The 23714-nt window shown below is 46.6% G+C and carries 18 protein-coding genes and 1 tRNA gene; 14 read left to right on the top strand and 5 right to left on the bottom strand.

Annotated elements, in window-relative coordinates:
* The first annotated feature begins 218 nt into the window (after positions 1-218).
* The 7 genes from infB (at position 219) to ACX0G9_RS13805 (ending at position 12029) form a co-directional block, all read left to right on the top strand.
* The gene (gene infB, locus ACX0G9_RS13835) at positions 219-3251 is read left to right on the top strand and encodes a translation initiation factor IF-2 (protein ID WP_459065511.1); all 3033 of its coding nucleotides are present in this window, start codon (positions 219-221) and stop codon (positions 3249-3251) included.
* A gap of 134 nt (positions 3252-3385) precedes the next feature.
* Positions 3386-4768 (top strand): peptidylprolyl isomerase, encoded by a 1383-nt coding sequence (locus ACX0G9_RS13830; RefSeq protein WP_459065510.1) that lies wholly within the window; start codon positions 3386-3388, stop codon positions 4766-4768.
* A gap of 112 nt (positions 4769-4880) precedes the next feature.
* Positions 4881-7655, top strand: a complete 2775-nt coding sequence (locus tag ACX0G9_RS13825; RefSeq protein WP_459065509.1) for a PAS domain S-box protein — start codon at positions 4881-4883, stop codon at positions 7653-7655.
* Positions 7656-7692: 37 nt separating this feature from the next.
* Positions 7693-8334 carry a response regulator gene (locus ACX0G9_RS13820; protein ID WP_459065508.1) on the top strand — a complete coding sequence of 214 codons (642 nt, stop codon included), beginning with the start codon at positions 7693-7695 and terminating at the stop codon, positions 8332-8334.
* 439 nt (positions 8335-8773) lie between these two features.
* The gene (locus ACX0G9_RS13815; protein ID WP_459065507.1) at positions 8774-10621 is read left to right on the top strand and encodes an amidophosphoribosyltransferase; all 1848 of its coding nucleotides are present in this window, start codon (positions 8774-8776) and stop codon (positions 10619-10621) included.
* A gap of 151 nt (positions 10622-10772) precedes the next feature.
* Positions 10773-11417: a response regulator gene (locus ACX0G9_RS13810; RefSeq protein ID WP_459065506.1), complete on the top strand. Its 645-nt coding sequence runs from the start codon at positions 10773-10775 to the stop codon at positions 11415-11417.
* 111 nt (positions 11418-11528) lie between these two features.
* Complete coding sequence (locus ACX0G9_RS13805; RefSeq protein WP_459065505.1) at positions 11529-12029, top strand: SixA phosphatase family protein; 501 nt, start codon at positions 11529-11531, stop codon at positions 12027-12029.
* On the opposite strand, the gene ACX0G9_RS13800 is transcribed toward ACX0G9_RS13805, so the two are convergent.
* Positions 12012-13067, bottom strand: coding sequence for a glycosyltransferase (locus tag ACX0G9_RS13800; RefSeq protein WP_459065504.1), 1056 nt, complete (start codon positions 13065-13067; stop codon positions 12012-12014). The genes ACX0G9_RS13805 and ACX0G9_RS13800 overlap by 18 nt on opposite strands.
* 343 nt (positions 13068-13410) lie before the next feature.
* Between ACX0G9_RS13800 and ACX0G9_RS13795 the strand changes: the two genes are divergently transcribed.
* Positions 13411-13659, top strand: a complete 249-nt coding sequence (locus tag ACX0G9_RS13795; RefSeq protein ID WP_459065503.1) for a hypothetical protein — start codon at positions 13411-13413, stop codon at positions 13657-13659.
* Between the two features lie 78 nt (positions 13660-13737).
* Here ACX0G9_RS13795 and ACX0G9_RS13790 read toward each other — a convergent pair whose 3' ends face one another.
* The 3 genes from ACX0G9_RS13790 to msrB all read right to left on the bottom strand — a co-directional run bounded on the left by ACX0G9_RS13790 (position 13738) and on the right by msrB (position 15865).
* On the bottom strand, positions 13738-14994 hold the full coding sequence (locus ACX0G9_RS13790) for a pyridoxal phosphate-dependent aminotransferase (RefSeq protein ID WP_459065502.1): 1257 nt from the start codon (positions 14992-14994) through the stop codon (positions 13738-13740).
* Between the two features lie 22 nt (positions 14995-15016).
* A tRNA-Thr gene (locus ACX0G9_RS13785) sits at positions 15017-15089 on the bottom strand.
* A 194-nt stretch (positions 15090-15283) separates the two neighbouring features.
* Positions 15284-15865, bottom strand: a complete 582-nt coding sequence (gene msrB / locus ACX0G9_RS13780; RefSeq protein WP_459065501.1) for a peptide-methionine (R)-S-oxide reductase MsrB — start codon at positions 15863-15865, stop codon at positions 15284-15286.
* 237 nt (positions 15866-16102) lie between these two features.
* Here msrB and ACX0G9_RS13775 point away from each other — a divergent pair, with 237 nt between their 5' ends.
* Complete coding sequence (locus ACX0G9_RS13775; RefSeq protein ID WP_459065500.1) at positions 16103-16690, top strand: adenylate kinase; 588 nt, start codon at positions 16103-16105, stop codon at positions 16688-16690.
* An 88-nt stretch (positions 16691-16778) separates the two neighbouring features.
* Here ACX0G9_RS13775 and ACX0G9_RS13770 read toward each other — a convergent pair whose 3' ends face one another.
* Positions 16779-17774 carry a S1C family serine protease gene (locus ACX0G9_RS13770; RefSeq protein ID WP_459065499.1) on the bottom strand — a complete coding sequence of 332 codons (996 nt, stop codon included), beginning with the start codon at positions 17772-17774 and terminating at the stop codon, positions 16779-16781.
* Between the two features lie 170 nt (positions 17775-17944).
* Here ACX0G9_RS13770 and paaZ point away from each other — a divergent pair, with 170 nt between their 5' ends.
* The 5 genes from paaZ to ACX0G9_RS13745 form a co-directional block, all read left to right on the top strand.
* The gene (gene paaZ, locus ACX0G9_RS13765; protein WP_459065498.1) at positions 17945-19993 is read left to right on the top strand and encodes a phenylacetic acid degradation bifunctional protein PaaZ; all 2049 of its coding nucleotides are present in this window, start codon (positions 17945-17947) and stop codon (positions 19991-19993) included.
* Positions 19994-20011: 18 nt separating this feature from the next.
* Positions 20012-20794 carry an enoyl-CoA hydratase/isomerase family protein gene (locus tag ACX0G9_RS13760; protein ID WP_459065497.1) on the top strand — a complete coding sequence of 261 codons (783 nt, stop codon included), beginning with the start codon at positions 20012-20014 and terminating at the stop codon, positions 20792-20794.
* A 33-nt stretch (positions 20795-20827) separates the two neighbouring features.
* Positions 20828-21424 (top strand): RNA polymerase sigma factor, encoded by a 597-nt coding sequence (locus tag ACX0G9_RS13755; protein ID WP_459065496.1) that lies wholly within the window; start codon positions 20828-20830, stop codon positions 21422-21424.
* 155 nt (positions 21425-21579) lie between these two features.
* Positions 21580-22737: a FecR family protein gene (locus tag ACX0G9_RS13750; RefSeq protein WP_459065495.1), complete on the top strand. Its 1158-nt coding sequence runs from the start codon at positions 21580-21582 to the stop codon at positions 22735-22737.
* Positions 22738-23013: 276 nt separating this feature from the next.
* On the top strand, positions 23014-23714 hold a 701-nt coding region (locus tag ACX0G9_RS13745; RefSeq protein ID WP_459065494.1), incomplete at its 3' end, for a carboxypeptidase-like regulatory domain-containing protein.

The following is a 23714-nucleotide window of genomic DNA, read 5'->3' as shown; positions in this document are numbered from 1 at the left end:
GACATATAGTTGGGTCGAAGAATGCAGGGTATTTGACGCGGAGGACCGGGGAATCAATGGATTAAACCGATAGACTAATGGAAAAGCCTATGGTAATCTAAGGGAATTAAAAAGTTGTCTTTTATAGTATATTGTATATTTTACGGGTTATTATTTGAAATTTTTAAAAGGGACGACCTGGGACTCCCCCTCAAAGGGCGGGTTTCAGAGAGATAAATATGGCAGAAATAACGACACCACGCTTAATGGCCGCCGCTAAGGAATTCAACGTCGGAAAAGATACCCTCGTGGATTATTTAGCGAGCAAAGGATTTAGTAAAGACGATCTGAAACCTACGTCCAAGCTGACGGAGGATATGTATCGATTTTTGCAACAGGAATTTCAGGGAGATAAAGTTGCCAAGAACAAGAGCGACCAGATCGATCTGCCCAAAGGAAGCCTGGATACGAAAAAAAAGAAGGAAGACGAGGCGGTGCTCTTTAAAAAGGAGATCGTCAAGAAGGTTGTGAAGGAAGAGATTCCCGTCATAGAAGAACCCCCTGCTGCTCCGCCTCCACCTCCACCACCTCCTCCGCCACCACCGGTCATTGTGGAAGAAAAACTGCCGGAGCCGGAAATAACCAGGATCGATGCGCCTGAATTGGAAGGGCCTAAAATTCTGAACAAGATAGACCTGTCTGCTATCGACTCTTCCACCAGGCCGAAAAAGATAATTAAGAAGGCGGGTGAAGCCGAACCTGAGCCAGTCGCCGAACCGGAAAAGCCGGTCGAAGCGGAACCTCAGCCCGTTCAAAAGGAAAAGGAACCGGCTCCGAAAGAGACGGAACCTGCCCAAAAAGAACCGGAGGTCAAAGAGCCCGTTAAAGAAGAACCTTTACCCGAGCTCCCGGTAGTCATGGAAAGCACAAAGAAAAAGGAAGAGGAAATCAGGCTTCCCGTTCCTGAGCCGGAAAAAGCGCCGGAATCCCAGATTGCAGAAGAACAGGATGCTCCGGTCGTGATAGAGAATATTAAGGCGGAAAAACTGGAAGGACCGAAGATCCTCGGAAAAATAGAATTACCGCTTAATAGCGACACCCGTCCGAAACCGGCTTCCGAAGAGAAAAGGAAACGGAAAAGGATCCCGATCGAAAAGAAGGATTCCGGCAAACCCCCAGCAGGTGGCGCTCCCGGACAGCCTGAACGCAGGGAGCATAAACCCCCGGGTGAACACAGATTGCCGATCCGCCGGAATGAAAATCGTGGTGGCCCCGGTGGTGGCGCGCCCCATGGCGGAACAGGCGGCAATCGACGTCCCGACCCAAGAAATACTCCCCGTGAAGTAAAGGAAATCGATAAAAAAGAGATTCAGGAGAAGATCAGACAAACACAGGCTAAGCTGGCAGGGTCAGGCGGCCGTGGAAAAAGTCTGAAAGCCAAATACCGTCGTGCAAAAAGAGATGAACTGGCGGAGAATGCAGGTTCCGATGAAATGACGGACAACAGGCTGCAGGTTACCGAATTCATCAGTGTCAGCGAACTCGCCAATCTGATGGATGTGAGTTATGCCGAGGTGATCGGTAAATGTATGAGCCTGGGAATGATGGTGTCCATCAACCAGCGCCTGGAAGCAGATGTCATTGAATTGGTTGCAGGAGAATTTGGATATACCGTTGAGTTCATTGGCATCGATGATGCGGCTGAGATGGAAGAAGACGATATGGAAGATGATCCGGAAGAAATGACACCCCGTTCTCCGGTGGTCACGATCATGGGGCATGTGGATCACGGTAAGACGTCTCTGCTGGATTATATCCGGAGCGCCAATGTGGTTGCTGGCGAAGCCGGGGGGATCACACAACATATCGGAGCCTACCAGGTAACGACAGCAACAGGCAAAAAGATCACTTTCCTCGATACGCCTGGTCACGAAGCCTTTACGGCCATGCGTGCCAGAGGTGCCAAAGCCGCCGATGTGGCGGTGATCGTGGTCGCTGCCGATGATGCGGTCATGCCTCAGACAAAAGAAGCTATTTCCCATGCCCAGGCTGCCGGTCTGCCCATGGTCTTTGCTATAAACAAGATCGATAAAGATGGAGCTAATCCGGAAAAGATCAAGGAACAACTGGCCGGAATGAACATATTGGTGGAAGATTGGGGTGGAAAATTCCAGTCCCAGGCGATTTCCGCCAAACAAGGTCTTAATGTAGATCTGTTGCTGGAAAAGATTGGCCTGGAAGCCGAATTGCTCGATCTGAAAGCCAACCCTGACCGGGAAGGCTCCGGAAGCGTCATCGAAGCCTCGCTGGATAAAGGCCGTGGATATGTCGCCACGGTATTGGTGCAGAATGGTACGTTGCATGCGGGGGACCTGGTTGTTTCCGGGCAGTATTATGGCCGCGTGAAAGCAATGTTCAACGAACGGAATAAACGGGTGGACAATGCTCCTCCCACCACCCCTGTTTTGCTTTTGGGGCTCAACGGTGCTCCGCAGGCCGGTGAGAAATTCAGGGTCTATGCCGATGAGAGTGAGGCTAAGGAAGTTGCGAACAAACGGGCACAGATCCTGCGTGAACAAGGTATACGGACCAAAAAACATATTACCCTCGACGAGATAGGCCGCAGGCTTGCCCTTGGAAACTTCAAGGAGCTGAACCTGATCATAAAAGGGGATGTGGACGGATCGGTGGAGGCACTCAGCGATTCGCTGCAGAAATTATCAACTCCGGAGATCGCGGTACGCGTGGTACACAAGGCGGTGGGAGCTATTACCGAGAGTGATGTATTGCTGGCAACGGCATCCGATGCGGTTATCGTTGGCTTTAATGTCAGGCCTTCCATACAGGCTTCCCGTCTGGCAGAGAATGAAGGGGTGGAAATCAAAACCTACTCGATCATCTACAATGCCATCGAAGAGGTCAAGAGCGCAATGGAAGGGATGCTGGAACCGAAGATCCAGGAGAAGGTGGTGGCCAATGTGGAAGTACGCAATGTATTCAAATTCGATAAGGCTACGGTTGCCGGTTGTTTTGTCCTGGAAGGGAAGATCTTCCGTAATTCCAAGATCCGCCTGGTACGGGATGGCATCGTGATCTACCCGGTTGGGGAAGGTGCTACTGCAGAATTGCAATCCCTCAAACGGTTCAAGGATGATGTCAAGGAGGTTGCGTCCAGCATGGAATGCGGTTTAACCATTAAGAATTACAATGATATCCATGTCGGCGATATCGTGGAAGCGTACGAAGAAGAGGAAGTGAAACGGACCCTCTAAGGCTTCGTTTCCGGAGGGCTGAACGTTTTAAAGCCCCTGGTGTACATAATAAACTTTTGTTAAATACCCCCGTGAGGGGGTATTTGCAGGATAGTCGACTTATTATTTTAAGCTTGCATTGTTACATTTGTTGTATGACGTATAGAAGATTTTTGTTACCGGTCTCCGCCTCGATGATCTTACTGATCTCGGCCTCTTCTGCTTTTTCCCAGCAAAAAGTAGTTGCGGATAAGATCGCCGGTATTGTAGGGGATAAGATCATTTTGAGATCGGAATTGGGTATTGCCATTGCGGACATGGCTAGAAATGGAGGCGGAACAACGGATGAATGTAATGTATTGGACAATATGCTGATCCAGAAAGCGCTGGTATTGCAGGCTGAAAAAGATTCACTGCCGGTAAGCCAGGAAGAAGTGGATGCCGAAGTAGACCAGCGTATCCGGTATTTTATCAACCTTTATGGCGGTAAGGATGCATTCGAACAGATTGCACAGCGTACTATTTACCAGGCTAAACAGGATTTCCAGGTGCCAATACGTGAACAACGTCTTGCCCAGTCCATGCGGAACAAAATCGTGGAAGATATCAAGATCTCCCCGACGGAAGTAAAGGAATATTACGAGAAGACACCAAAGGATAAGCTTCAGTTTTATGAATCCCAGCTGCAGCTCAGCCAAATCGTTCTGTATCCGAAAGCAAGCCGTGATATCGAGAAACTGGCCATCGACGAACTGAATGATTATAAGAGGCAGGTAGAAGCAGGAACGAAAAAATTCGAGACCCTGGCCCAGTTTTATTCGGACGATCCCGGAAGTAAAGAAAAAGGCGGTCAGATCGAGTTGAACCGGAACGATAGTAAAATGTGGGACCCCATTTTTTTCGCAACGGCATTCCGGCTGAAGGATGGACAGATTTCTCCGGTAATAAAAAGTAAATACGGTTATCATATTATTCAAATGGTCAGCCGTAACGGCGATGATGCGGTGGTCAGGCATATTCTAAAGATCCCCCAGATCACCGAACCTGAAATAAAAGAAGCATCGGCCCAACTGGATTCCATACGTACGCAGTTGATCGCCGGGAATTTTGGATTTGGCGAGGCGGTGGCCAAGTTCAGCGGGGATGATATGGCAAAGTCCACTGCGGGTCAGATCATGGGAAAAGATGGTTCCACCTTTTTGACCATTGACCAACTGGACAAAGACATGGTCCTGCTGTTAAAAAGCGCCAACCTCAAACCTGGGGAATATTCCAAACCGATTTCCTTTACGGATGAAAGAGGTAAAAAAGGCGTCCGGATCGTACTGATGGTTTCCAAGTCCGAGCCGCACAGGGAAAATCTGCGGGATGATTATAATAAAATTTCTCAGCGTGCCCTTGATGGTAAAAAATCGGCGGCCCTGGAAAAATGGTTCATTGCCAAGATCCCTACCTTTTACATAATGATCGATGGTGAATACAAAAGCTGCGACAATCTTTCCAAATGGCAGGTAAACCAGGCGACGGCAGGCAATTAATTTAAGTATTAACCCTTAGTAGCGTTCGAAATAACAACTTCCCTTAAGATCGTACAAGCTTCTTTAGTAATTTGATAATGGGTATTTGTAATATCCATCAACATAAATCATCATGCTAAGTAGTGCAAAAAAATCCGTGCCTACGATAAAGCAGTTTATACAACCTTATTTTATTGAAATCGCTCCTGATGGAGCTATCAAGGCTGTTTGTGCCCGATTTACATCCCTTCTTCAAAAAAGAAATATTTACTCCTTCCTCCAAAGGAAATTAGAGGAAGTATTTAGCCGCCTTGGAAAGCCGGCACTCCCCATTCCTTCCGATCCTGAAAAGGATGGTTTTCCTGATATCATTGATCTGGCGGTTAACTGGCCGGGAACGAAACCATTCATCATACGCTGGACCCCAACCCCATTACATTCGACGGAGGGAAAAACTGCCGGTTGGCAATTGACGGGTATGAAGATTTTTAAAGATAATTTTATAGGCAAAGGACCAAATGGGGCCATTGGAGTCAATATTGGCGGCATTACTGTTGATAATGAAGGCATTGGTGCGAATAACCCAACAGAGGCGCCCCTGCTTTACCGGGCTTATCTTGCCGAATGGGTGTCCGACATCATCATTTATACCGATTTGCGCAATCAGGTATTGCAATGGAATAAGCAAGCTGAAAATTTTTATGGTATTCCGGCATCGCAGGCCATCGGGAAGGACTTCCGGAAATTAGCCCCATATACCTATGGCCACCATACGGAAGAGGAGGTGACCCGGTCGCTGCGGGAAAGCGGCTTCTGGCTGGGAGAACTGGCCTTTATTTCAGATGATAGAAAAAAGTCGTACCTTCTTTGCTCTATTCGAACGATCAGGGACAAGGAAGGAAAAATTTCCGGTATACTGACTGTCAATAAGGATATCACAGAGAACAAAGGAACATTAAAAGACCGGAAAAGGGCAGAGACTCAATTACATCTATACTCAGAGCAGATTACCAATATCCTGGAAAGCATTACCGATGGGTTCTTCGTGCTGGATAAAAATTTCAAGGTAGTGTTGTGGAATCATGAAGCAGAAAGGATCACCAATCTTTCTTATGGAGAGGTGGTGGGGCAGATTATCTGGGAAAGGCTCCCGGAACTGGTAGATAAAGATGCCCAGCAGTCCTTCCAACAGGCATTTTCAAAAAAAGAAACGGTAGCCCTTGAGCAATATAATAAACGATCCGACCGCTGGCTGGAGATGTGTGTTTATCCTTCGGTCAGGGGGTTGTTCGTCTATTTCAAGGATGTGACAGCCAGAAAAAAACAGGAAATGCTGCTGGATCTGGAAAAAAAGATGCTGGAATTGAATTCCGGCAAAAAAGCATCTTTACAATCGATCCTGAATCATTTTCTGAAAGGCATTGAAAAAATATTTCCGGATATGTATTGCTCGGTATTGGCCTTTGATGAAGAAGGCATGTGCCTGAGACAATTATCGGCTCCCGGTCTGCCTGCTGCTTATTCTCAGGAAATAGACGGCCTGGTTATAGGCCCTGAGGCAGGAAGTTGCGGGACGGCGGTATACCGGAAGGAAAAAGTGATCGTTAGTGATATAACAACGGATCCCTTATGGGCAGCCTATAAGGAGATCGCTATCCGTTACGGGCTCATGGCCTGCTGGTCCTTTCCGATCCGCAACGTAAAGGAAGAAGTACTGGCTGCCTTCGCAGCTTATTATAAATTCTCTAAATCGCCGACGGAGGTCGAATTGAATATTATTGAGCGTGCCTCCAACCTGGTCACGGTGATCATGGAGAGTAAAAGGGCGGAAGAGGAATTGAATTTAAGCAATGAACGATATACCCTGGCGACAAAAGCAACCAATGACGCTATTTGGGACCGGGATATGTATTCAGAATTGTATTTTTGGGGAGAAGGCTTTTACCATCAGTTTGGTTACAAGCCGGGACCGAAGGTCCGGACCCGGAAATTCTGGGAAATGCATCTGCATCCGGATGACAGGGAAACCGTATTGCAGAATATGGAAAAATTCATCGACCGGAAGAATAAAGATCTTTGGCATGTGGAATACCGGTTTAAAAAAGCGGATGGAACATTTGCGCTGATTTCTGACAATGCTTATTTGATTTTTGGGAAAGAGGGTAAAGTGATTCGTATGGTCGGATCCATGCAGGACATTACCGAGAAAAGGGAAATGGAAAGACAATTGCTGAATCAGCAGTTGAATAAGCAGAAGTTGATTGCGCAGGCGATGCTGGATGCCCAGGAAAAGGAAAGAGCGGAAATTGGGAAGGAACTGCACGATAATATCAATCAGATCCTTTCCACGACCAAATTGTACCTGGAACTGGCCAAGACGGATAACAAAGAAAGATTGCGGCTGATCAACCGGAGTTCGGAGAACATTCACGAGGCGATCCATGAGATCAGGAATATTTCCCGGTCCCTGGTGCCTGCCAGTATCGGAGACCTGGGACTGCTGGATTCCATTTCCGACCTGGTGGAAAGTATAAAGACGACAAGGGCGATCCATGTCGAATTTTATCCTGTCGGGAAATTTGATGAAAAGATCAGTGATAAGGAAAAACTAATGTTATTCAGGATCATCCAGGAGCAGGTTAATAATGTATTGAAACATTCCGGCGCCAGGAACATGATCATTGAGCTGATCCTCGGGGAAGGGGGAAAAAGGATCGAACTGACGATTACAGACGACGGGAAAGGGTTTAATCCTGAAAAAGTGAAGAACAAAAAGGGGCTCGGGCTTTCCAATATAATAAGCAGAGCGGATCTTTTTGGAGGTAAGGTGACCATCGTCTCCTCGCCGGGTAAAGGTTGCAAAATAAGAGTACAAGTCCCTGTCCAGAACGAACCGGTGGTTCGTTAGCGGCGCACAACTATATAAATCTTTAAAACAATCCTATATGAGCAAGATCAATATCTTAATCGCTGATGATCACAAACTAATCCGGGAGACCTGGAGTTACATTTTAAATAGTGATGCCCGTTTTCAGGTCATTGCAGAATGCGGTGACGCGCAGGAAGCTGTGGAAATGGCTAAAAACAAACGCCCCCATGTCGTATTAATGGACATTAATATGACTCCTTTTTCCGGCCTGGAGGCAACGCAACGGATCCGGAAGATCTCTCCCGGTTCAAAAGTGATCGGTGTTTCCATGCATTCGCAGCCCGCTTATGCAAAAAAAATGCTGCAAATGGGCGCCCGGGGGTATGTCACCAAAAATTCTTCCAAGGAAGAAATGATCAAGGCTATCCTTGAGGTCAATCATGGAAATAAATATATCTGTGATGAGATCAAAAATATAATTTCCGAACAATTGCTGGATGAGAAAGAAGACTCTCCGAATATTAATGCACTGACGGAAAGGGAAATGCAGATCATTAATTACATAAAAGAAGGACTTTCTTCCAAGGAGATCGCCACGAATCTCAATATATCCTTAAAAACGGTAGAGGTTCACCGCCATAATATTCTTAAAAAACTGAAACTCAAAAATTCAGCATCCCTGGTTAATTTTATCAATACGAATGCCACTTACATTTAAAGAGTACATTCAAGGGTAAACCCATCATATAGTACCCCGGCATTTGATTTTGCTGGTTTATGTTCTTTACAACGGCTTTCGGTTAAGTCTGCTTGGTTTCATAATACAACTTTCTCCAATTCATATGGAGCAGACGGGAATTATTGGGCCTTTCTCCCACCCCATCTATAGATCAATAAGGGTTCTGCAAAAAATTACGTAGCAAAATAACGGGCACCGGTCAGGAGTCTGAAGGGATCTTCCTTGATAAAATCTTTTCAGGGCCCGCAATTATCCTTTTGGAGTAAGAGGACATTCTTCTTTTCTTTTTCTTTCCGGGAAAACCGGTAACTTTGCGGTTCATTTTGCGAGCTTTAGGCTCGCTGGCCGAAGACCCATCATAAGCCGTGCGCTGGGGATGGGTTAAATTTCGGAATAAACCATACCCGGCGCAAATTCCATGAGTGATGCAATAAAACATGAATGCGGTCTGGCATTCATCCGATTACGTAAGCCGTTCTCTTATTATTTGCAGCAATACGGGACCGTGCTGTACGGCCTGAATAAGCTCTACCTGCTGATGGAAAAACAGCATAACCGGGGTCAGGATGGGGCAGGGGTAGCTGCGGTTAAACTGAATATTGAACCGGGACACCGCTTTTTACATCGGATCAGAAGTAGTAATAATCAACCAATTGCGGATATTTTTTCCAAAATCCTGGGAGAGGTGAAGGAGCTGGAGCAATATCAGCCCGATATAACCAAACATCCCGGCCTGATGAAGGGGCATATTTCCTTCCTGGGGGAAGTTCTTCTTGGACATCTCCGTTATGGTACCCAGGGGAGGAACAATGTCGAATTCTGTCATCCTTTCATTAAACGTAATACGATCCCTGCCAGGAACCTTGCCCTGGCCGGAAATTTTAACCTGGTCAATACCGATGAGTTATTTGGCCTGATCGGCGTCGATCCCGGAGATTTCCAGAAGCAGAGCGATCTGGCTGCAATGATGGAAGTAATACATCACTTCCAGGTCCAGGCGGATGAAGCGTCGCCGGAAAACCTGGATGTGGTAGGTTTGCTGCGTAAAGCCGTTTCTTTATTTGACGGAGGATTTACCGTAGGAGGGCTGATGGGTAACGGAGATGGTTTTGTATTCCGGGACGCAAACGGGATCAGACCTGCCTATTATTATATCAACGACGACGTCGTTGTTGCCGCTTCGGAACGTGCCGCCATCCGTACGGTGTTTAATGTCGGAGAGAATGAGGTAATGGAATTGATGCCCGGAATGGGGCTTATCGCCAAGGCGGATGGAAAAGTATCGATTGAAAAGATCCTGGAGCCAAAGGAGCGAAGGGCCTGCAGTTTTGAACGCATTTATTTTTCAAGAGGCAGCGATGAAAAAATATACAGGGAAAGGATTGCTCTGGGGTATAACCTGAGTGAGCAGATCCTGACTGCGATCAATCATGACCTGAAAAATACGATCCTTTCCTTTATTCCTAATACCGCCGAAACAGCCTTTTATGGTTTGTGGAAAGGCATGGACGATTACCTGGAGAAGATAAAGATCCAGCGTATCCTTTCCTGGGGTAAGGATATTACAGAAGATAAGCTTGTTGAAATGATCGGCCGGAAGATACGGGTGGAAAAAGTAGCCATTAAGGATGTAAAAATGCGTACGTTCATTACCGAAGACGTTAGTCGTAATGAAATGGTCCAGCACGTATACGACGTTACCTATGGCACTGTGCGCAAAGGAGTGGACACCCTGGTAGTGATCGATGATTCCATTGTCCGGGGAACCACCTTGAAGGAAAGTATTATCAGGATGCTTTCCCGCCTGGAACCGAAGAAGATTATTGTCGTATCCTCAGCGCCCCAGATCCGGTATCCGGATTGTTATGGGATCGATATGAGCAAATTGGGTGATTTTATTGCCTATCGGGCGGCTATGGAGCTGACCAGAGAACAAGGGAAAGAAAGTTGTCTTCATGATCTTTATGAGAAATGTAAAGAGATGCAAAGAATGGGCCTTCTCCATACGGAAAATGTAGTGAGGATGGTCTATAAACCCTTTACGACCGAAGAGATCTCGGATAAGATTGCCCAATTGATAACGTCCCCTGAGATCAAAACTCCGGTTCAGGTTATTTACCAATCGATCGAGTCCTTACATAAAGCCTGCCCTACCAATACCGGGGATTGGTATTTTACCGGTAATTACCCTACGCCTGGTGGTAACAGGGTTGTTAATAAGGCTTTTATGAATTACATGGAGGGGAAAAATGTAAGAGGCTATTGAATCTTTACTTGACCGTTTGCGGGAAAAGCCCTAATATTATAGATAGATTCTGTATATGTCCCTGGAATAGACCCTTCCAATTTACAACGCTGTCCGGTTAATGCTTTATTAGTAATGTTTGATTATTTCCTCCAAATGAAATGCAAGCGTTATGAAAAAAGTTTCTATTATGATCGTTGATGATCATACCCTTATTCGGGAAACCTGGAGCTTCTTACTCGGAAAAAACGAAAATTTTGATGTGGTGGCCGAATGTGGGGAAGGTGCCCGCGCCATTGAACTAGCAAGGGACAAAAGGCCCGATGTGGTACTGTTGGATATCAATATGTACCCCATGAGCGGTTTTGAGGTATTGAAGATGATCCGCAAATATTCTCCGGCTTCCCGGATCATCGGGGTTTCCATGCATTCCCAGCCGGCCTATGCAAAAAAGATGATTCGCCTGGGGGCAAAAGGATATGTTACCAAGAACTCTCCCAGGCAGGAAATGCTGGAGGCCATCACGGAGGTCAGTAATAACCAGGTCTATATTTGTCAGGAGGTTAAGAATATCCTTTCCGAGCAATTATTACATGCGGACGATGAGGTGAATCCGGATCTGAATACATTGTCCGACCGGGAAATGCAAATTGTACGAATTCTGAAGGATGGGCTTTCTTCCAAAGAAATTGCCATTGAGTTAAAGATTTCCCTGAAGACAGTGGAAGTGCACCGGCACAATATTCTCCGGAAGCTGAAATTAAAAAATGTGGTATCTCTCATCAATTTCCTTAATTCAAGCGCCTCCAGTGTGTGAATGATTAAGTCCGGCCTGACCTTTGCGTATCTGACAATTTAATGTAGGTTTGAGTAGGATTGGGTAAATTCCCGTCTGAATATTCTCCAAAATAAAGACCTTTTTGCTGTCATGAAGACATTATTAATAATACGGCATGCTAAAAGCAGTTGGGAACAGATCACCCTTAGTGATAAGGATAGACCCTTGAATGAGAGGGGGAAGCGCGACGCTCCGGAAATGGCGCGACGCCTGATCAAAGCAGGTATCAAAATAGACCTTTTTGTATCCAGTCCTGCAAAAAGGGCAAGGGATACTGCCGAATTTTTTATCCGGGAATTTGGTGGGAAAGAAAAGGATATTGTCCTGGTTCCCGAATTATATCATGCGGGAATTCCCGTCTTTACTGAATTAGTAGCAGATCTGGATGACCGTTATGATACCGTAGCTATATTCTCCCATAACCCCGGCATTACTTCCTTTGTAAATAGCCTGACCACCGCAAGACTTGATAATATGCCAACTGCCGGTGTTTTTGCCGTGACGAGTCCCGCTGTGAACTGGAGTGAATTCATCGCTGCCGGAACTACCTTCCTTTTTTTCGATTACCCGAAATCAGGGTCTGCTGACTGAGCCATCTGGAATTGCGGAAGAAGTTTTTGCCAATTCAAACAAAAAAGCCCTGATCTCTTTTTGCAACAGGTTCTTATCATCGCGCCCAACCGCTTTGGTAAAGGGGAAATTCCCGGCTGCTTCCAAAGCCTGAGATATAGAAAACCCCGATTGTGGTATACAAAGGGCTAAATGCCTGCGGGCAAGATGATCCCCAAGATATTCCTGTTCTGTCTGACCCGGAGTAGGGATCAGAATCGATTTTTTTTCAAGAGCTATCAGATCCATAATGGTACTATACCCGGCCCTTGCTATGACCAGCCTGGCATCCAGCATAACCGCATTCAGGGCTCCTGCGGGGAGGTGGTCAAATACCCTTATTTCCCCTGACCCTGATTCCGTCAAAATTTCCTTAGGAGAAATTTCTTCTTTTGTTTTTGGCAATCCCCTTACCAGGATCGTTTTTCCGGGGAGGGAGGGGAGTTGTTTGATGATCGACTCCTCAAATATGGTCCGTTGGGGTTCCGGCCCGGAAAGCAGGATCAACAGATCACTGGCAGGACCCGGGGGAAGGGAGTGTTTTTCCATCCTGGATAACAATCCTATATAACGGGTTGGTATAGCTGGCATCCTGACCGGATGTGAAAGTTCCCCGGCCAGGGTTTCGCCGGATTCGTGGTCGGGTACCCAACATTGGGAGAACCGGTTGATGTAGCGGTAATTGATTTGCTGAATCAAGCTGTCGGCCAACCTCCCCAGTGGAGTACGTATACGAAGCTGATGGGTGATAAATATGGAGTATAATCCCGGGGTATAAAGACCGTAACGGTTATCGGAAATAACGGCATCCGGCCTCTCCCGGATAAAAAATTGCTTCATCCAGTCTTTTTCCTGCTTGATCCGGATCAATATTTTTGGTATCGTAAAGATGATTTTTAACAAGGTCAAAAGACGGTTTCTGCCGTATTTGACTTTGTAACCCGGCAGTTCTACGAAACACAAAGAGGGAAATTCTTCCTCCAGGAGTGCCTTTTGAGCTCCTGAGGCGGCGATCCACACTTCACATTTATTCTTTAATAATTCTTTAATAATTGGAATACACCTTGTTGCATGGCCCAAACCCCAGTCAAGCGGGGCAATGAGGACTCTAAGTGTTTTATTATATGAAATGTTAATTTTTTTAATTGTTACCTGTCTCCCATACTATAATGGCTACAAAATAGTTAAATTAGTAGAGACAAAAGTCATGAAAAAGGCAAAAACGTTATTGATTCTATTGTTTATATTTGGTAGCATTGTATTAATAAGCAGCTGCAGTTCGGGTAAAGGTATTGGTGGTTCGAGCAAAAAATGCGGTTGTGGTATTAATAAAGGTATGTCTGGTTATTAAAATCTAATAAGAATGAAAGCTTGTAACAGAGATTTGCTTGTTCTTGTGAAAGACGAACACATGAACGAACAATCGATGGAGCTGGAGCTGGAACAATTAAACGATCTGCTGTTCCATTTCGAGACCATTGAAAGTTTTTGTATTGCCCATGAGGTTTTCGATATCAATAAGCACAAGACCCTTGTCAAGCGGTCAACGATGCAAAAGATTATCCGTCAAAAAGAATTGAAACCTTTTATCTTTATCTGCAATAAAAATTAATCATTGCTTGCTCAGGCCTTCTTCTGATCCGGGAACCAAGATCCCGCGATAGATCTGTATTACATTGAATAAATCTCCTTACTTGAGTTGTGTCATTGCTTCACGCAATTTTCCGATCATTTCACCTATCTGATTGATATGACAGGTGCCTACGCTGAGCCTGTACCAGGGTGAATTTTTTGAAGCTCCAAAAGCAGAGAAGGGAACTACAGCCAGTTTAGCCTCATCGAGCAGATAGGCCGTCACTTGGCTTTGATCTTCCAGTAAATGACCTTTACGGGTTGTTTTTCCAGCCAGGTCGATCTTGATGGTAAGATAAATAGCGGCCTCGGGAGCCAGGACATCAACGGAAAAACCTTCTTTTTTTAATTCGATGAGGCCGTCATGGATCCGTTGAAGACGATCCGAAACGGCAGCCCGGAAAGAGGTGAGATATTGATCGATCTTTTCATTTTCCAATAAGAATTTTGCAGTGGCCTTTTGTTCGGCCATGGGCGCCCATGCCCCGATATGGGTCAGGATGGCTTTCATTTTATTGATCACCTCCACCGGCCCGAATGACCAACCCACTCTCACGCCGGTTGCGGCAAATACCTTGCTGATCGCATCGATAAAGAGGGTGTATTCACGCATGGCAGGATAAAGGGACACCGGATCGACATGTTGTATATCCCCATAGGTCAGTTGCCAATACATCTGGTCGTAAAGCAGGAATAGTTTTTTTTCTCCGCTGGTACGTCCTGCATTTTCCTCCAGGATAAGGGCGCAGATATCGCCCAGATCTTTACGGGAAATAGTAGTTCCTGTAGGGTTTTGCGGCGAGCAAAGACATACCAGGGTAGCGCCTTTGATAAAGGGCCGGATTGCCGCTGCTGTAGGCATAAAGTTATTTTCCGGGCTGGCCTCGACCACGATATGTTCTCCTCCCGTCAGATGGGTGTAGTGATTGTTGTTCCAGGACGGTACGGCATAGATAACCTTATCTCCCGGATCGATCAGGGTTCTGAACAGGGAATAGATCAGCGGCCGCCCTCCACTGGCAACAAGGATCTCTTCCGGTGCATATTGGAGATTTTCCCGGTCTTTTAAAAAGGCTGCAATGGATTGCCGGAGATCGAGGTTTCCCTCCGCGGCAGGATAATTGGTAAAATGCTTGCGGTAGGCATCTACGATACCATCCTCAAGAGCCTGCGGGATAGGAAAAATAGCGGGATCAAAATCGCCTACGGTAAAATTATAGATCTTTTCTCCCTGGCGGATCTTTTCGCGGATATCCCCGCCTAGTTTGACAATCTCAGATCCGATCATCGTTTCTGCCAGTCTCGATAATTTCATTAGAACGAATTTATCGGTGTTGAGCCATCTATGGGAGTCGAACCCACGACCTTTTGATTACGAATCAAACGCTCTGCCAACTGAGCTAAGATGGCTGGAAAAAATGATTTACGCTGCAAAAATAACGGCAAAATCTTTAATTCGATCACAAACATTCCTTCGGTCGCAAAACTAACCGCCTACTTCCTCCAAAAAACAAAAAGACATAATAGGAAGGCTGTTATAAGTTGGTCAACTTAAAAAAACCTTCTGGTTATGTCTGGAACCTAATGAGCCGTGTTTAACAGTATTATTGGTCGCCCTTGCCGGCATTGTATTTTTTCTCGGCGTCTTTGGCTTTTTCGAAGTCCAGGACGACTCCGTTGATGCAATAACGCAGACCGGTGGGTGGAGGGCCGTCATTAAAGACATGCCCCAGATGGGATTTACAACGTCCGCATTCTACCTCGGTCCTCACCATTCCCAAGGTATTGTCGGCTATATAGATAATGCTGGTTTTGCTGATCGGTTCATAAAAACTGGGCCAGCCGCAGCCGCTTTCAAATTTAGTGTCACTCTTAAATAAAGCGTTACCGCATACGGCGCAATAATAGGTTCCCACCTCGTGGGACGTTTCGAAGGGACTGGTCCAGGGTCTTTCAGTTCCTTTCAACCTTGCAACATTGTAGACGTCCTTAGGCAATATTTTTCTCCATTGTTCATCGCTGAGGGTTACCGGTGAGGTATCCTTTCGGGAATAGGACGGGTTATTTTCTTTATTCGTTGTATCCATAATTTTTGGTTTCTGTTGATTGGATGTTTGGGAATAGGTGCATTGCTGGAAAAGAAGCGCCAGTAAAACAAAACTGCAATTTCGTATAAGGTTGCTCATAAATTATAATAATTATATAACAAACTTACGCAGACCTTGTTCAACCGGATTGTCAGGTTCGGGACAAAGTTCTGTACCTTAACGTTTCATTTATATACAGGAATATTCGGTTTTCAGGGAAAAACTACGGTTAATTCAGGCTCCTGATTGTCTTTTTTTAAGGGAAACCCGAAAATGTTAAAGGAATTACAAGCCTTGTATATTATATTTGTCCATTCACAAAGGGGAGCACGCATTATGTTTAATTTAATATTATTCGGACCGCCCGGAAGCGGAAAAGGGACCCAATCGGAAAGGCTGATTTCCAAGTATGGATTAAAGCATCTGAGCACAGGCGATATACTGCGTAGCGAGATCGCCGGCCAGACCCCATTGGGCCTTGCTGCTAAAAGCTTCATGGACAAGGGACAATTGGTTCCCGACGAAGTGGTGATTGAAATGATCAGCTCTGCCCTGGACAACAATCCGAAGGCCAATGGCTTTTTATTCGATGGTTTTCCCCGCACGAATGCCCAGGCTGAGGCGCTGGATAAACTGCTTACGCAGAAGGGTACTTCCATTGCTATTGTACTGGCTCTCGAAGTATCTGAGAATGAGTTGGTGAAAAGGCTGTTGAACCGCGGTCTTACTTCAGGCCGTACCGATGATGTGGATGAGGATGTCATCCGGGCCCGTTACGGGGAATACCAGAAAAAAACGGCAGCCGTAGCGGAACATTATAAAAAATACGATAAGGTTGTACACATAGAGGGCGAAGGAAATATCGACGAGATCTTCGAATCGCTCAGCAAGGAGATCGATGCCCGAATCCCAACCATTGCCTGATAAACTAAGGCTGATAAACTAAGGCTGATAAACTAAGGCTGATCAACTAAGGCTGATCAACTAAGGCTGATCAATCGCACCTGATCCTTTACTTCATTTCCCCCGGAATGACGGTAAGTTCCGTTTTCCGGCCATTTCGTAATACCTCCATCCGGACAGAGTGGCCAATTACCTCTTCACCCAGTTGTTTGTGCAGCTCATCCACGGTCCCAATACTTTTTCCGTTGAAACTCACCAGGATATCCCCGGTTCTTAAGGCCTGGTTATTTACGGGCTGGTCCGGGACCACTTCATATACATAAACTCCCGTATTTCTTTCCAGGCGGTTAGCGGCTATCATACGGCCAGTAAGATTGACCAATTGACCGGCAATTCCCAGATAGGCCCTTTTCACCCGGCCTTCCATAATCAGTTTGCCTGCCACAAATGCAGCCAGGTTGGACGAGACGGCAAAACAAAGCCCTTGCGCAGAAGGAATAGTGGCCGTATTGACCCCAATGACCTGTCCCAGGGAATTCACCAGGGGTCCTCCGGAGTTTCCCGGATTTAAGGCAGCGTCGGTTTGAATAATATCATCGATGAGACGCCCGTTACTGGCTCGTAAGGTCCTGCCAAGGGCACTTACAACACCCGCAGTGACGGTATGCTGAAGACCCAGGGGATTTCCGATCGCAATGGCGATCTGACCAGGTTGCAGGCCTTCCGAATTGGCGAAAGAAAGGGATTTGAGCCCCGTTTCATAGATTTTCAGCACAGCAATATCTGTAGAGGGGTCCGTTCCTTTTAATTCCGCGTTCACCATTCGTCCGTCGGCAAGAGAGACCTTTATGTCAGTGGCGTTCTCGATAACATGGTTATTTGTCACCACGAACCCATCTGTGGAAATAAGAAAACCGGAACCCGAAGCGGGCATTAATTTCGGCTCCCTATTTTTTCGGTCGTTTCCGGGCTTTTGTACCTGGATATGTACAACCGCCTCAGCTACCTGGCCTACTACCCCGGTAATCGTCCTGGAATAGGCATCCAGCAATTCCAGGTCGCCCGAAGGGGGAACATGATCGATTAAAGAATATATATTGTCCATAGGAAAGGAACTGGCAAAATAGTTACCAATCCATTTTTAATGACAGAGTGGCACGATCAAGGGATTTATACCGACTTCAGTGCTGATTTCCGTTGTAATTTTTTCCTCATTTTTTCCTCCCTTCACTTTGTTCTTTTACCCTAATTTTGACTAAGCAAAACGATTGTAGTATGCCTAAGCTGGGAAATTATATAACCGGAACCTGGATAACGGGAGACGGAGAGGGACAAGCTTTGTACCATGCCGTTTCCGGCGATACGATCGGACATGCGAGTACCAGGGGGCTGGATTTTGCGTCTATACTGGATTACGGCCGAAAGACCGGCAACCCTGCCTTACGTAATATGACCTTTCCGGAAAGAGGGCGTATGCTCCGGGCGCTTGCCCTTTATCTGAAGGAGCCAGAGCGTCTGGATAAATTTTACAGGATCAGTTATCAGACAGGGGCTACCCGGGCCGATAGCTGGATAGATCTGGAAGGCGGAATAGGCAATTTATTCTCCTACGCCTCCCTGAGAAGGAAACTCCCCAATGAAACATTTTGCCTGGATGGTGACGGATTGAACCTGGGGAAGGCGGGTACCTTTATGGCTCAGCATCTCCTGGTGCCAAAAGAAGGAGTAGCCATACATATCAATGCATTTAATTTCCCCGTTTGGGGTATGCTGGAAAAAATAGCGGTCAACTTACTGGCAGGGGTACCTGCCGTGGTAAAACCGGCCAGCGTTACCTGTTATCTTACCGAAGCGGTTGTACGGGAGATACATGCTTCAGGTATTCTGCCACCCGGGGCATTACAGTTGATCTGCGGGAGCGCCGGTGATCTGCTTGATCATGTAACGGCACAGGACGTCGTAACCTTTACCGGTTCTGCTTCCACCGGCCTGCAGCTAAAAGCACATCCGGCAATTCTCCGGGAAAGTACTCCCTTCAACATGGAGGCGGATTCCCTCAACTGCCTGGTATTGGGTGAGGATGTGCATCCCGGCATGCCTGAATGGGATCAGTTCATAAAAGAATTGCGAAAAGAAATGACGGTGAAGGCCGGTCAGAAATGTACGGCGGTCCGAAGGATCTTCGTGCCGGAAAATAAAATGGAAGACGCCTGGAAAGCATTGACCAGGGCCCTGGCGCAGACAACCATCGGCAACCCGGAGAACGAAAAGGTCAGGATGGGACCCCTGGCAGGAATGATGCAGCGTGAAGAAGTCCGGGACCAGGTAAAAAAACTACTGGCCTCTTCAAAAATTCTTTATGGATCCCTGGACAGTGTGGAAACCCTCGATGCGGATCCGGTTAAAGGAGCATTTCTTAGTCCCTTGTTATTATTGAACGAGCGGCCTTTCGCCAGTGAAGAGGTCCATAGTGTGGAAGCTTTCGGACCGGTCAGCACGATCATGCCCTATAAAGGATCGGCCGAGGCTATCGAATTAGCGAAGAAAGGGAAAGGATCCCTGTGCAGTACTATCGTTACCGCCGACCCTGCTGTTGCCCGCGGGTATGTATTGGGTGCGGCAACCTGGCATGGCAGGATCCTTATTCTCAATAATGACTGTGCCAAAGAAAGTACCGGTCATGGCAGTCCTTTGCCTTTACTGGTGCATGGGGGGCCGGGCCGGGCAGGAGGCGGAGAGGAAATGGGCGGTCTGAGGGGTATCAAACATTATATGCAGCGGGTCGCCGTGCAAGGTTCCCCGACCATGATCACCGCTCTGACAGGGACTTATCAGCCACATGCTTTGCAACGGGTGGAGGACAAACATCCTTTCCGGAAATATTTTGAGGAGCTGCAGATCGGCGATACGGTGATAACACATAAACGTACGGTTACCGAAGGGGATATCGTCAATTTTGCCAATCTGAGCTGGGATCATTTTTATGCGCATACAGACCATACCTCGCTTGAAGGAACCCTTTTTGAAAAACCGGTGGCTCATGGATACTTTATTTTAAGCGCTGCTGCCGGGCTGTTCGTAGATGCCGGTAAAGGGCCTGTCATGCTCAACTATGGCCTTGAAGAATGCCGCTTCCTGAAACCGGTTTATGCAGGCAGTACGATCGGAGTAAAGCTCACCTGTAAAGAAAAGATCGAGCAGGAGAAAAAAGAGGTAAATGACCTGCCGAGAGGCATCGTAAAGTGGTATGTGGATGTCTTTGATGAAACGGGGGATAGCGTAGCAATAGCAACCATCCTGACTATGGTACAAAAAAAAGGCTGATAATAGAAAAAACGCTTTATGAACAACGAATCGAAGACCGGGTCCAAAGAAGGCCATGTAAGGGTCGAAAAACATAATGGGGTCACGACCATTGAATTTTTTCATGCACAGAGCAATTCCATGCCGGGCTGGTTACTGGAAGAACTGACCCGTGAGGTGCATGGGGCCGGGAACGACGAGGAGACAAAAGTGATCGTCCTGCGTTCTGTGGGGGACAGGACCTTTTGTGCGGGCGCTTCCTTCGATGAATTACTTTCCATTGAAAACGAAGAACAGGGATTGAATTTTTTCAGCGGTTTTGCCCACCTGATCAATGCTATGCGGAAATGTCCAAAATTTATAATAGCCCGCATTCAGGGAAAATGTGTCGGAGGCGGGGTAGGGATTGCTGCAGCGGCTGATTATGCCATTGCTGTCGAAGGAGCCGAGGTTAAATTAAGCGAGCTGGCGGTAGGGATCGGTCCTTTTGTCGTCGGTCCTGCCGTAGAAAGGAAAATAGGAGTGGCTGCATTCAGTACGCTGGCCATTGACGCTTCCATGTGGCGGAGTGCAGATTGGGCCAGGAAAAGAGGATTGTACAGCGAGTTGCATACCGATGCAGAACTTATGGACGAATCCATCCGCAGACTGGCGGATAGCCTGGCGCATGCCAATCCGGAAGCGATGAGGCTGCTGAAAGAAACGTTCTGGAAGGGAACTGAGCATTGGGACCGGCTTCTGCCGGAGAGGGCCGCCATAAGCGGCCGCCTCGTTCTAAGTACTTTTACCGGGAATGCTATCCGGAAATTCAGAAAGAAGTAAGTGAAAGTATAAATTTTTCTCTATTTTGTAAGTATGCATGAGAAGATCGACGAGGAGGTTCTGCTCTGGTTGCGATTAAAAAATGGCGACAGGGAGGCTTTTGCTGTGCTTTACCAAAAGCATGCAGTGGCTTTGATTGCCTATGGCATCCGGCTTTGCCCCGACAGGGATCTGCTAAAGGACCAGATTCAGGAACTTTTTGTGGAATTATGGAACTCACGCAATAATCTTGCGGCAACGGACAGCGTAAAGTTTTACCTGTTCCGCGCCCTGCGGTATAAATTGATACGACAGGAGAAAAAACGCCATTTCCGGTTTCATGCATCCCGGCTCGCAGCGGGACTTGCAGAAGGCCTCCTGGAAGATCCTGTTGAAACCTCCATCGTAGAGAAGGAGATCCACGATTCCCATATGGCAATGCTGAAAAAGGCTATCCTTGAGCTGTCCCACCGTCAGCAGGAGGTCATTCAGCTCCGTTTTTACCAGGGTTTTACGAACGAGCAGATCGCCGAATTAATGAACATGAATTATCAATCGGTGAGCAATTTAATATACCGGGCGCTTTGCCGCCTGAAAGATATCATTAAGAGCCCCGCTATTCCCGCATTTCTGTCTTTTTTCTTCTTCTAACGGTAGTATTTCATTTAACCGGACAATTCCGGACAAACGCCTCCTGAAAAATAACAATTTTTTAAAATTGTTTTCCTCAACTGAGTATAAGGACACTGAATTGTACATTTCCTTAAGTGACGCAAGCCATTTATCAACATTAATGTATTAGTTCCGTGAAAAATTTAGATGACAGTGTCTGGTTGTTATTACAGGATGATCAATTCATCAAATGGGTCCATTCCCCTAATGAGGATACGATAGCTTATTGGGAGAAATGGATGGAAGAGCATCCGGAAGGCCTGCCTACGTTATTCAAGGCCCGTGAAATAGCCAGGGATCTGGCTTACACAGAAAAGCCCGCGGATGCCGAACAATTTTCAACCATGATTTGGACCGGGATACAGGATTCACTGGAAGCCGGCTCCGTGGTCACTTCTCCATCCACCGTTTCCCGGATCCCTGAGGGTATTGCCTACGCATCGGTCATACCATTAGCCGGACGGACCGGGCGTTCAAAGACCTGGTATTGGATGGCTGCATCCCTGATCGGTCTGTTAATATTGGGGGCAGGTTTATTTTATAGTCCTTCCGGCAGCCGGACGGTTACTGCCGGGCAAAAGATTGCCAGCCTAATCGTAAAAGAAGACCTGGAAAGTGTCAATCAAACAGCCGGGAATCAGACGATTTACCTGGTCGATGGTTCAACGGTCATCCTTCAACCCGGAGCAAAGATCCGCCGCGCACTTTTTTTACAAAAGAATAAAAGGGAGATCTTTCTGGAGGGAAATGCTTTTTTTACCGTAGCTAAAGATGCGGGCCGCCCGTTCTATGTGTATACGAAAGACCTGGTGGTCAGAGTACTTGGAACCAGTTTCACGATGACTACCGATAAAGAGAATGGGGATGTAACCGTTCTTGTGCGAACAGGAAAGGTATCCGTAACCAAAAAGACCGATTCTTCCTCTGAACAAAGACAGGTTATACTCACGCCTGACCAGAAAGCCTTTTATAAGGCCCGTGCCCGGAAACTTCTTCAAATGGTGCCCGATAAAAAAGAACTATCGACGGATCAGGTTCCTGCAGCACCCGCCATCAATTTTAATTTTGAAGACATGCCGGTGGTGAAAATATTCGAGACCCTGGAGAATGCCTACGGTATTCCCTTACGATATGATGAAAAGATGTTTGCTGCCTGTCAGATCACTACCTCCCTGGCGGATGAGAGCTTCGAAGAAAAATTAAAGATCATTTGTGAAGCGATAGGCGCTGAATACAGGATAAATAAGGACAGCGTAATTATCGAGAGCAAAGGAGGCAAGCCCTGCAGATAGCAGGACTGATCGCGGACAGAATCATGAAGACAAGGTTAGGTATTAAACTGATTATTTCACAAAAACCAATAATAACTGCGAATGGAGGATAAAAAAACCCAGCTATAAAATAAAAAATGGTGGTGCGGGAACACCACCATTCGATTTGCTCTTTCCTATTCATCTCTGCTCAAGGATGATGGACAGGATAATTTTGCCACGCTTTTTCAAAAACCGACAAAACCGACTAAAGTTATGAACAAAAACGGACAACCAAAACAAGCTGTTTTATTCATTATGAGAGTTACACTATTACACATTTTCCTGGCCCTGAGCTTTATCAGCTATTCCTTTGCCGGTAAGGCCGATGGACAGGAAATATTGGATAAGAAGATCTCATTGAACCTTTCCTCCAAGGAAATGAAGGCCGTTTTAAAGACGATCTCCAACTCCACCGAGGTAGGATTTACCTACAAGAACAGCATCCTTCCGGGGAACAAAACCATTACTGTAATTGCCAACGAAGAAAGACTTGGCGATGTGCTTGACCGGATTTTCACTCCTTTCGATATTTCCTTTGAAGTGATCGGCAAACAGATCGTCCTTAAAAAGAGCAAAAATGTACTCTTTGCCCGGTTACAAAGAAGCCCGGTGAGCGAAGAGCCGTTCAAATCCATTGGAGGAACGGTTTCGGGTGTAGATGGCTCCCCTTTGTCGGGAGTCAGCGTAACGGTAGCCGGAACCTCGAAGGGAACCGTTACGGATGACAAAGGACATTTTCAGATCCAGGCAGAGGAAGGGAATACCCTGCTTTTTTCATTTATCGGCTATCGATCTGCCAAGGCTGTTGTTGGCGGAACCTCCACACTCACGATAACCCTGATAAAATCCGAAAATGCCCTGAGCGATGTGGTCGTTACTGCCTTAGGCATCAAAAGGGAATCAAGGTCGATAGGCTATTCCGCCCAAAAGGTGACAGGCGCCGATATTACCCAGGC

The organism is Flavitalea flava (assembly GCF_054461575.1).
This window is presented reverse-complemented; position numbering and strand designations above follow the sequence as displayed.